The 9,810-nt window shown below is 62.0% G+C and carries 9 protein-coding genes; 5 read left to right on the top strand and 4 right to left on the bottom strand.

The genetic code is table 11. The annotated features are described in order from the left end of the window. The 5 genes from EOC06_RS15215 to EOC06_RS15195 form a co-directional block, all read left to right on the top strand. A partial coding sequence (locus EOC06_RS15215; RefSeq protein ID WP_128308162.1) for a PopZ family protein occupies nt 1-293 on the top strand: 293 nt, incomplete at its 5' end. Between the two features lie 220 nt (nt 294-513). After that, the gene (locus EOC06_RS15210) at nt 514-3,297 is read left to right on the top strand and encodes a valine--tRNA ligase (protein WP_128308161.1); all 2,784 of its coding nucleotides are present in this window, start codon (nt 514-516) and stop codon (nt 3,295-3,297) included. Between the two features lie 358 nt (nt 3,298-3,655). Further along, a complete protein-coding gene (locus EOC06_RS15205) occupies nt 3,656-4,903 on the top strand; it encodes an OmpP1/FadL family transporter (protein WP_127267802.1) in 1,248 nt (415 codons plus the stop codon). Nucleotides 4,904-5,208: 305 nt separating this feature from the next. After that, nucleotides 5,209-6,933, top strand: a complete 1,725-nt coding sequence (gene ilvD, locus EOC06_RS15200) for a dihydroxy-acid dehydratase (RefSeq protein ID WP_127329521.1) — start codon at nt 5,209-5,211, stop codon at nt 6,931-6,933. Further along, nucleotides 6,920-7,759: a tetratricopeptide repeat protein gene (locus EOC06_RS15195; RefSeq protein WP_127270686.1), complete on the top strand. Its 840-nt coding sequence runs from the start codon at nt 6,920-6,922 to the stop codon at nt 7,757-7,759. The genes ilvD and EOC06_RS15195 overlap by 14 nt, the downstream gene beginning before the upstream one ends. Before the next feature lie 49 nt (nt 7,760-7,808). Here EOC06_RS15195 and EOC06_RS15190 read toward each other — a convergent pair whose 3' ends face one another. The 4 genes from EOC06_RS15190 to erpA all read right to left on the bottom strand — a co-directional run bounded on the left by EOC06_RS15190 (nt 7,809) and on the right by erpA (nt 9,754). Then, nucleotides 7,809-8,108 (bottom strand): hypothetical protein, encoded by a 300-nt coding sequence (locus EOC06_RS15190; protein ID WP_127329519.1) that lies wholly within the window; start codon nt 8,106-8,108, stop codon nt 7,809-7,811. Between the two features lie 89 nt (nt 8,109-8,197). After that, a complete protein-coding gene (xth, locus tag EOC06_RS15185) occupies nt 8,198-8,992 on the bottom strand; it encodes an exodeoxyribonuclease III (RefSeq protein WP_128308160.1) in 795 nt (264 codons plus the stop codon). Between the two features lie 17 nt (nt 8,993-9,009). Next, entirely contained in the window at nt 9,010-9,405 is a 396-nt protein-coding gene (locus EOC06_RS15180) for a VOC family protein (RefSeq protein WP_127329517.1), read from the bottom strand. A 1-nt stretch (nt 9,406) separates the two neighbouring features. After that, on the bottom strand, nt 9,407-9,754 hold the full coding sequence (gene erpA, locus EOC06_RS15175) for an iron-sulfur cluster insertion protein ErpA (RefSeq protein WP_127270656.1): 348 nt from the start codon (nt 9,752-9,754) through the stop codon (nt 9,407-9,409). Nucleotides 9,755-9,810: the final 56 nt, after the last annotated feature.

The following is a 9,810-nucleotide window of genomic DNA, read 5'->3' as shown; positions in this document are numbered from 1 at the left end:
AAGTAGCCGTCGACCCCGAGCCGTCTCGTCCGGATGCAAGCGTGGTGCGGCCGGTGGCGGCCAGCGACGCGCCGCGTCCGGCGATCGTTTCCGAGCATACCGGCCGTCAGGTCGCGGCTGCCTTTGGCGAGCTTTCCGATGCGTTTGCCAGCCGCAGCAAGAAGACATTCGACGAGATGGCCGAAGAGATGCTGCGGCCGATGCTGCAGGATTGGCTGGACAACAATCTGCCGACACTGGTCGAAAGACTGGTGCGCGAGGAGATCGAGCGCGTGGCGCGCGGGGCGCAGTAGCTCCCCATGCCGATTGCCAGAGGAAACGGCGCCTTCGTGGCGCCGTTTCTTTTGGTGAGGTCAGTTTGTTGGCAGGACGGCGGATCGCTTTCCGTTGAAATGACCAAGGCCGCGCCTATCTGGTTGTGAGGGTCCGAGACAGCCCTTGCGGTTGACTTGGCCAAAACCTTCCGATTTACACCGGACCAGCAAAACTCCCGACAGCGCGGACCATTTTCCCATGCTTGAAAAGACCTACGACGCCAAAACCGTCGAGCCGAAGATCGCCAAAGTCTGGGAAGAGGCCGACGCGTTTCGCGCCGGTGCCGGCGCCGAGGAGGGGGCGGAAGCATTTACGATCGTCATCCCGCCGCCGAACGTTACCGGCTCGCTGCATATGGGCCACGCGCTCAACAACACGCTGCAGGATATATTGGTGCGCTTCGAGCGCATGCGCGGCAAGAACGTCCTGTGGCAGCCGGGCATGGACCATGCCGGTATTGCCACGCAGATGGTTGTCGAGCGGCAGCTGATGGAAAAGCAAATCCATCGCCGCGACCTGACCCGCGAGCAGTTTATCGAGAAAGTGTGGGAGTGGAAGGCCGAATCCGGCGGCGCCATCTTCAACCAGCTGAAGCGGCTGGGCGCCTCGGCCGACTGGTCACGCGAACGCTTCACCATGGACGAAGGCCTGTCCAAAGCCGTGCTCGAAGTGTTCGTCACGCTCTACAAGGAAGGGCTGATCTACAAGGACAAGCGCCTTGTGAACTGGGACCCCAAGCTGCTCACCGCGATCTCCGATCTCGAGGTCGAGCAGCAGGATGTCAACGGCAATCTCTGGCACTTCCGCTATCCCATAGAGGGCCAGGTCTTCGACCCGGAAAACCCAACAACCTTCATCACCGTGGCGACGACGCGCCCGGAGACGATGCTGGGCGACACGGCCGTCGCCGTGCACCCTGACGACGAGCGCTTCCGGCATCTGGTCGGCAAGAACATCGTCCTGCCGATCGTCGGTCGCAGGATTCCCGTGGTGGCGGACGAGTATTCCGATCCGGAAAAGGGTTCGGGCGCGGTCAAGATCACGCCGGCGCATGACTTCAACGACTTCGAGGTCGGCAAGCGCCACAAGCTGCCGGCGATCAATATCCTGACCATGGAGGCGGCGGTGAGCCTCAGGAACAATGAGGATTTCCTTGCCGGTCTCGAGGTGACGCCGGAGCGCCAGCTTGTCTGGGACGAACTTGATGGCCTCGATCGCTTCGTCGCGCGCAAGAAGATCGTCGAACTGATGGAAGAGGGCGGCTTCCTCGAAAAGGTCGAGCCGCATCGCCACGCGGTGCCGCATGGCGATCGCGGCGGCGTGCCGATCGAGCCGTTCCTGACCGAGCAATGGTATGCCAATGCGGCGGAACTGGCCAAGCCGGCAATCGCTTCAGTGCGCCAAGGTCGCACGAACTTCGTGCCGAAGAACTGGGAGAAGACCTATTTCGACTGGATGGAGAACATCCAGCCCTGGTGCATCTCGCGCCAGCTGTGGTGGGGTCACCAGATCCCGGCCTGGTACGGGCCGGACGGGCGCGTCTTCGTCGAGAAGACCGAGGAAGAGGCGCTGAGCGCCGCGATCGAATTCTATCTGGCGCTGGAAGGACCGTGGAAGGCCTGGGTCGAGGACAAGCTGGAGAACTTCAAGCCGGGCGAGATCCTGACCCGCGACGAGGATGTGCTGGACACCTGGTTCTCATCGGCGCTGTGGCCGTTTTCGACGCTGGGTTGGCCGGACGAGACGCCCGAGCTGAAGACCTACTACCAGACCGACGTGCTGGTGACAGGCTTCGACATCATCTTCTTCTGGGTCGCCCGCATGATGATGATGGGCCTGCACTTCATGGAAGAGGAGCCGTTCCACACCGTCTATGTCCATGCGCTGGTGCGCGACAAGAACGGGCAGAAGATGTCGAAGTCGAAAGGCAACGTCATCGATCCGCTCGACCTTATCGACGAATATGGCGCGGATGCACTGCGCTTCACCCTGACGGTGATGGCGGCGCAAGGCCGTGACGTGAAGCTCGATCCGGCGCGCATCGCCGGCTATCGCAATTTCGGCACCAAGCTGTGGAACGCGACGCGCTTCGCCGAAATGAACGAGGTCGCGCGCAATGACGATTTCTGGCTGAACGACGCCAAGCTGGCGGTCAACCGCTGGATCCTCACCGAACTGACGCGCGCGGCGCGCGAAATCACCGACGGCATCACCTCATACCGCTTCAACGAGGCGGCGGGTGCTGCTTACCGCTTTGTCTGGAACCTGTTCTGTGACTGGTATCTGGAATTGCTGAAGCCGGTGTTCATGGGCACCGACGAGGCGGCCAAGGCCGAAAGCCGTGCCTGCGTCGCCTTCGTGCTCGACGAGATCTACAAGCTGCTGCATCCGATGATGCCGTTCATGACCGAGGAACTGTGGGCGCAGACCGCTGGCGAAGGCAAGCAACGCCCCTCGCTGCTGTGCCACGCCGCGTGGCCGTCGCCGGACTTCGAAGACGCCGAGGCTGCAGCCGACATCAATTGGCTGGTCGATCTCGTCTCCGGCATCCGCTCGGTGCGCTCGGAGATGAACGTGCCGCCGGCAGCCATTGCACCGCTCGTCGTGGTCGGCGCCAACGCTGTGACACGCGAACGACTTGTCCGCGAAGAATCGGCGATCAAGCGGCTGGCGCGGGTCGGCGACATCTCGCTTGCCGATGTCGCGCCCAAGGGTTCGGCGCAGATCGTGCTCAACGAGGCGACGATCTGCCTGCCGCTTGGCAGCCTGATCGACCTCGCCGCCGAGGCCGCTCGGCTGCAGAAGGAACTGGCCAAGGTGACCGAGGAGATCGCGCGCCTGCACAAGAAGCTGTCGAACGAAAGGTTCGTCGCCAGCGCGCCGGCCGAGATCGTCGATGCCGAGCGTGAAAAGCTCGCTGAATACCGCGATGCGCAGGACAAGCTGTCGGTCGCGTTGGCCAGGGTTCGCGACGCCGGTTGAGGATAGATTCGCGAGACTTTAGCCCTCTCTAAAGTGCTGGTTTTTCGCGTTGAAAATCTGCATGCCGTTGCGTTAATATTGACGTAAACGGAAGTTTTAGCCCCATTGTTGCCATAATGTAACAATGGGGCTCCTGGAGCCCAAAAAAGGCCTGTTTTCGAGCCTTTTTGGATGGTTCTCTCTGTTTTTTGAGAGCCGCTCAGCCTTCACAGACCATTTTTCGGCTTTGCCGCACTAGGTTGCATTTCCTCGAAAATGCGCCTGGCCAATGCGTACATGTACGCCCGCGAATTCGTTGTTGCACCGTTAACCTGAATTGGTTCTAGCTTGATGCACTCGAATTCGGGGAGGACATTTCATGACTATTCTGCGACTGAAAGCGCTGCTGGGAGCTGGCTGCTTTTCGCTGGCTTTGATCGGGACGGCGATGAATCCGGCACATGCCGGCGGCCTGGAGCGCGGCGGTTACGATATCGATTTGCTGTTCGATCCGGCTCCGTTCGCGACCGAAGCGGAATCGACCTATGTGATGCCGCAACGCAAGCTCAAGAATGCGGTGGACACCAACCCGCTCGACGGCGATTTGACGCCTCTGGGCAGCACGGCGAAGGACAGCGAGAGCTATTGGGTGCCGCGGATCGGCGTCAAGGCGCAGATCGTCCAGGGTGTCGACTGTATGTTCGACTATTCCCAGCCTTGGGGTGCGCACACAAATCCGGGTCTTTGGGCCGGTGCCCAGTCCAACATGGAAACCGATATCAAAAGCAACAACTACGCCACAACCTGCTCCTACAAGATGGACGCCGGCAAAGGCCAGGTTCGCTTCATCGGCGGCGTCTACTACCAGGAAGTCTATGGCTTCAAGCAGGACCTGATATCGCCGCTGGTGCCGGATTTCCAGGGTACCGGGCGTGTCGATCTCAAGGGGACCGGCTGGGGCTGGCGCGCCGGCCTGGCCTATGAAATCCCCGAGATCGCACTGCGCGCCAGCCTCGTCTACAATTCGCGGGTCAAGCTCGACAATATCTCGGGCACGCTGGATTTGACGCATGTTGGCAGCGTGGTGCTGCCGATCTACGGCTCAACGCAATACATGCCGGATACAGTCGAATTGAAATTGCAGTCAGGCATTGCGCCAGGCTGGCTCGCCTTCGGTTCGCTCAAGTGGGTCAATTGGAGCCTGCTGCAGAGCGTTCCGATTTGCGTCGTAGGTACCCCCGCAGGGGCATGCGTCACTGGTGATGCTCTCCATTCGGGCCAGATCACCTCGCTGGACCTGATGTATCGTGACGGCTGGACAGTTACCGGCGGCATTGGCCACAAGTTCAACGATCAGTGGAGTGCTGCCGGCCAGCTTTCCTGGGATCGCGGCACGTCGCATGGCTATGGCTCGCAGACCGATACCTGGACACTGGGCGGCGGCGTCGCCTTTACGCCCAAGCCGAACATCGAAGTGCGTCTGGCCGGCGCGGTTGGGGTGCTGACCAGCGGCCATTCTGGAGCGTTGGCTGGTGAGAACGGATACGTCGCCGGCACGGATGTCAGCTACGACTTCGGCAACGATCTGGTCACGGCGATTTCAGGTGGCCTTAAGATCAAGTTCTAAGTCTCTGACAATTATAACAAAAGGCCGGGGATTGCCCGGCCTTTTTTGTTTGGGATCGCATCGCCCCGATTTGTCTCATCCAAGCTGCGTTGCATATTATCCGTACCGCTTTCGCCTCCTGCTATTGTGATGTTTTGGCAACACTTTCTGAGCAACCCCTGCGCTGGAAGCCGGGCTGAGGAAATTGCCTATTTCCCGCCATAAACCCGGCGCACCTCGATCTGGTCTCGGGACACGCGCCAAAAGGCTCGGCGAGGGGGCAGCCGCTCCGCCCCATTTGCAGGGAAGATGGGGCAAGGAAGAGTATGGACGCCAAAGTCATCTCCAAGGCTAAGCTCCCTAGCCGCTATGTGACCGTCGGTCCGGCGCGTGCGCCGCATCGTTCCTATCTCTATGCCATGGGTTTGTCGGCGGCCGAGATTGCCCAGCCGCTGGTCGGGGTCGCCTCCTGCTGGAACGAGGCGGCGCCCTGCAACATCTCGCTGATGCGCCAGGCGCAGGTGGTCAAGAAGGGCGTCGCGTCCGCCAGCGGCACGCCGCGCGAATTCTGCACCATCACCGTCACCGACGGCATCGCCATGGGTCACCAGGGCATGAAGTCGTCGCTGGTGTCGCGCGAGGTCATCGCCGATTCGGTCGAACTCACCATGCGCGGCCATTGCTACGATGCGCTGGTCGGGCTGGCCGGCTGCGACAAGTCGCTGCCCGGCATGATGATGGCCATGGTGCGGCTCAACGTGCCGTCAATCTTCATCTATGGCGGTTCGATCCTGCCCGGCAGCTATCGCGGCCGCCAGATCACCGTGCAGGATGTGTTCGAGGCGGTCGGCCAGCACTCGGTAGGCACCATCGATGATGCCGAACTTCTCGAAATCGAGCAGGCGGCCTGCCCGTCGGCCGGCTCCTGCGGCGCCCAGTTCACCGCCAACACCATGGCCACCGTTGCCGAGGCGATCGGCCTGGCGCTGCCCTATTCCTGTGGCGCGCCGGCCCCCTATGAAATGCGCGACCGGTTCAATTTCGCCTCCGGCGAAAAGATCATGGAGCTGATCGCGAAAAACATCCGGCCGCGCGACATCGTCACGCTGAAGGCGCTGGAGAATGCGGCCACCGTGGTCTCGGCCACCGGCGGTTCGACCAACGCGGCACTCCATCTGCCGGCGATCGCCCACGAGGCCGGCATCAAGTTCGACCTGTTCGACGTGGCCAAGATTTTCGAGAAGACGCCTTACATCGCCGACCTCAAGCCGGGCGGCAAATATGTCGCCAAGGACATGTTCGAGGCCGGCGGCATTCCGCTGCTGATGAAGACGCTGCTCGACCACGGCTATCTGCATGGCGACTGCATGACCGTGACTGGCCGCACTTTGGCCGAAAACATGCAGCACGTTGTCTGGAATGAGCATCAGGATGTGGTCCGCCCGGCCAACACACCCATTACCCAAACCGGCGGTGTCGTGGGCTTGAAGGGAAACCTTGCCCCCGAAGGCGCGATCGTGAAGGTCGCGGGCATGGCGGAGTTGAAGTTCTCCGGCCCGGCACGCTGCTTCGATTCGGAAGAGGAATGTTTCGAGGCGGTGACGCATCGCAACTACAGGGAAGGCGAGGTTCTCGTCATCCGCTACGAAGGACCGCGCGGCGGCCCCGGCATGCGCGAGATGCTGTCGACGACGGCAGCGCTGTACGGCCAGGGCATGGGCGGCAAGGTGGCGCTGATCACCGACGGGCGCTTCTCGGGCGCGACGCGCGGTTTCTGCATCGGCCATGTCGGCCCCGAGGCAGCCGTGGGCGGCCCGATCGGACTGCTCAGGGATGGTGACGTGATCTCGATCGACGCGGTGAGCGGCACGATCGACGTGGCGTTGTCCGATAGCGAACTGGCGGCGAGGGCAAAGACGTGGAAGGCGCGCGCGACCGACTATCAGTCGGGCGCGATATGGAAATATGCACAGACGGTAGGGCCGGCGCGCGATGGCGCGGTGACCCATCCGGGCGGTGCGAAAGAAACACACTGTTATGCGGACATCTGAGTTGTTGAGGTCGTCTGTTTTTTCGGCACTGGTCGTGGCCGCCACATTTGGCGCGACCTTTGGCGCCGTGGGCCAGGCCATGGCCTTCGACGACAAGGTGTTCGACGACAAGACCGGGGTGAAGCCGCAATCCAGCCCCTGGGCGGTCTTCCAGTTCGGCTTCTCCGCCTACAAGAACGGCCACAAGGAACAGGCTGCCGAGGCCTATAAATACGCTGCCGAAAACGGCCAGATCGGTGCCACCTGGAAGCTTGCCCGCATGTATGCCGAGGGCGACGGCGTGGCGCGCGACGACTATGAGGCGTTCAAGTTCTTCTCCGAGATCGTCGACCAGGACGTCGAGCCCGGCTCGCCTGAGGAAAGCTATGTCTCCGACGCGCTGGTGGCGCTTGGCGACTATTTGCGCACGGGCATTCCCGGCAGCCCGGTCGCCGAGAACGAGGTGGCGGCCCAGGAATATTACATGCGCGCCGCCGCCAACTACCGCAATCCGAACGCGCAGTTCGAGATGGGGCAGATGTTCTTGAAGGGCGAGGGCGGCGTGAAGGCCAGTGTCAAGCAGGCCGGGCGCTGGTTCCAACTCGCCGCCGAGAAAGGCCATGCCGGCGCCCAGGCGACACTGGGCCATTTGTTGTTCCAGAGCGGCAAGATCGTTCGCGGCCTGGCGATGATGACGGCAGCGCTCGAACGCGCTTCGCCGGCTGACCAGCCCTGGATCCGCGGCATGCAGGAAGAGGCATTCGCCACCGCCGGCGAGGCCGACCGCCGCACCGCAATCTCGCTGGCCGATGATATCCTCACCAAGGGCAACAACGCGGACCAGTAGTCTCGCGGCTGCGTCAGCTTCACCAGCAGCACTCGATTTTCGATCGCGATCAGTTCTCGATCGGCTCCGTCGGCACCATGCTGGGCGCCGGCATCGAGATCGGCGTGACATGGGGGTGTGGCGCCACGGTGTTTTCCGGGCAGCTATCCCCGATCTTCGTCCATGATGTGTTGTTGAGCACCATGTCGCAGCGGGCCAGATGGCTCTGCTCGGCCACCGTCAGGCAGGCGACCTGGCCAAGCTGGTAGGATTTTCCATTGGCCAGGCATTCCTGGTCGGCAAATGCCGCACCGGGAGCGGCCATGGCAAATGCCAGGCCGATCGGACAAAGATGAAATCGTGCGCTCATGGAACCCCAGCCGCCATGCTGGACCGCAATGAACGGCGCGAAATGTGGCGATATGAGGTCCAGCGCCTGCGTGCCCGGCGAGGGTTCTCTCAGGCCGGCTGAAGCGCGAGATCGATCGCCACGGGGACGTGATCGGACGGTTTTTCCCAGGCGCGCACGTGCTTTTCGATCGACGCGGAAGAAAACCGGTTGGCGGCTTCCGGCGACAAAAGCAGGTGGTCGATGCGGATGCCGTTGTTCTTCTGCCAGGCGCCGGCCTGATAGTCCCAGAACGTGTAGGTGTCGTGCGCGTCGGTGACCGCGCGCACCGCCTCGGTGAAACCAAGGTTGAGCAGCCGGCGGAAGGCTTGTCGCGTCTGCGGCTGGAACAGCGCGTCGCCCAGCCAGTTCTCCGGAAACCGCGCGTCGATCCGCTCGGGAATCACGTTGTAGTCGCCGGCGAGCACCAGGGCCTCCTCAAGTCTCAGCCGTTCTTCGGCCCAGCGCTCCAGCCGCGCCATCCAGGACAGCTTGTAAGGAAACTTCTTCTCGTCATCGATTGGATTGCCGTTCGGCAGATAGAGCGAGGCGACGCGCAAGGCACCCTTGTCGGTTGAGAAAACGCCTTCGATGAAACGCGCCTGTTCATCGGCATCGTCGCCGGGCAGGCCCCGGATGACTTCGTCGAAGCGCAGCTTCGACAACAGGGCGACGCCGTTGAAACCCTTTTGGCCAGGGGTTTCGACATTGTAGCCAAGCGCCTCGATCTCGGCGCGCGGGAATTGCTCGTCGACGGTCTTGATCTCCTGCAGGCAGACGATGTCGGGTGCGCTCTCGGTCAGCCAATGGGTGAGATTGCCAATGCGGGCGCGGACACCGTTGATGTTCCAGGTGACGATTTTCATGGCGGTCTCGATGCTGTTCAGTTGGATTCTTGCGGCGGATGGCGTTCGACGAGGCCAATCGTATTGCCAGCCGGGTCCTTTAGGAAGGCCATCCATTCGCTTTCCCCCGCTGGACCGAACTGGCCCTCCGTGTCGCGATGGACAAGTGTTGGCGGCGCGGTGAAGGGTACGCCTGCCGCGACCGCAGAGGCATGGAAGTCATCAAGGCCGGATATGTCGAGATAGACGGTTCCGGCCGGTATGCCGTCAGTGAACAGCAGCCTGATATCGCCGGCCATGATGAAGGCGATGCCCGGCGGATCGAAGCGCGCATGAACCGCCATGCCGAGCACGTCGCGCCAGAAAGCCAGCGTGGTGTCGAGATCACGGCCAGCCGACAGCGCGATCTGACGGATCGCACCAATGGCAGGCATTCTATATGGAGAAACTCGTGCCGCAGCCGCAGGAGGCGACGGCGTTCGGATTGCGGATCTGGAACGACTGGCCCATCAGATCGTCGACGAAATCGATCACAGAGCCGCCCATATAGACCAGCGACAGGTCGTCGATCAGCACGGTGGCACCGTCCTTCTCGATGGCGACATCGTCGTCGTTGCGCGTATCGACCAGGTCGAACTTGTAGGAGAAGCCTGAGCAGCCGCCGCCTTCGACCGACACGCGCAGCGCTGTCTTGCCGGCCTCGTTCGAGACAATCCTGGCGATCCGCCTGGCGGCGGCCTCGGTCATATCGACTTTCATGGCAGTCTTGGCATCAGCGCCCATGGGCGTCACCTTGCTTTCGGTTTCACATGATAGGTATGAAGCGCGAGGGGCCAAGT

The sequence above is a fragment of the Mesorhizobium sp. M7A.F.Ca.MR.362.00.0.0 genome, assembly GCF_004023175.1.
Lineage (GTDB): Bacteria > Pseudomonadota > Alphaproteobacteria > Rhizobiales > Rhizobiaceae > Mesorhizobium.
The sequence above is the reverse complement of the archived record's forward strand: the minus strand, read 5'-3'. Positions and strand labels throughout refer to the sequence as shown.

What these genes read in the sequence shown, in the direction of transcription:
- EOC06_RS15210 (WP_128308161.1), top strand. Translation starts at nt 514, where the DNA reads ATGCTTGAAAAGACCTACGACGCCAAAACCGTCGAGCCGAAGATCGCC.
- EOC06_RS15205 (WP_127267802.1), top strand. Translation starts at nt 3,656, where the DNA reads ATGACTATTCTGCGACTGAAAGCGCTGCTGGGAGCTGGCTGCTTTTCG.
- ilvD (WP_127329521.1), top strand. Translation starts at nt 5,209, where the DNA reads ATGGACGCCAAAGTCATCTCCAAGGCTAAGCTCCCTAGCCGCTATGTG.
- EOC06_RS15195 (WP_127270686.1), top strand. Translation starts at nt 6,920, where the DNA reads ATGCGGACATCTGAGTTGTTGAGGTCGTCTGTTTTTTCGGCACTGGTC.
- EOC06_RS15190 (WP_127329519.1), bottom strand. Translation starts at nt 8,108, where the DNA reads ATGAGCGCACGATTTCATCTTTGTCCGATCGGCCTGGCATTTGCCATG.
- xth (WP_128308160.1), bottom strand. Translation starts at nt 8,992, where the DNA reads ATGAAAATCGTCACCTGGAACATCAACGGTGTCCGCGCCCGCATTGGC.
- EOC06_RS15180 (WP_127329517.1), bottom strand. Translation starts at nt 9,405, where the DNA reads ATGCCTGCCATTGGTGCGATCCGTCAGATCGCGCTGTCGGCTGGCCGT.
- erpA (WP_127270656.1), bottom strand. Translation starts at nt 9,754, where the DNA reads ATGGGCGCTGATGCCAAGACTGCCATGAAAGTCGATATGACCGAGGCC.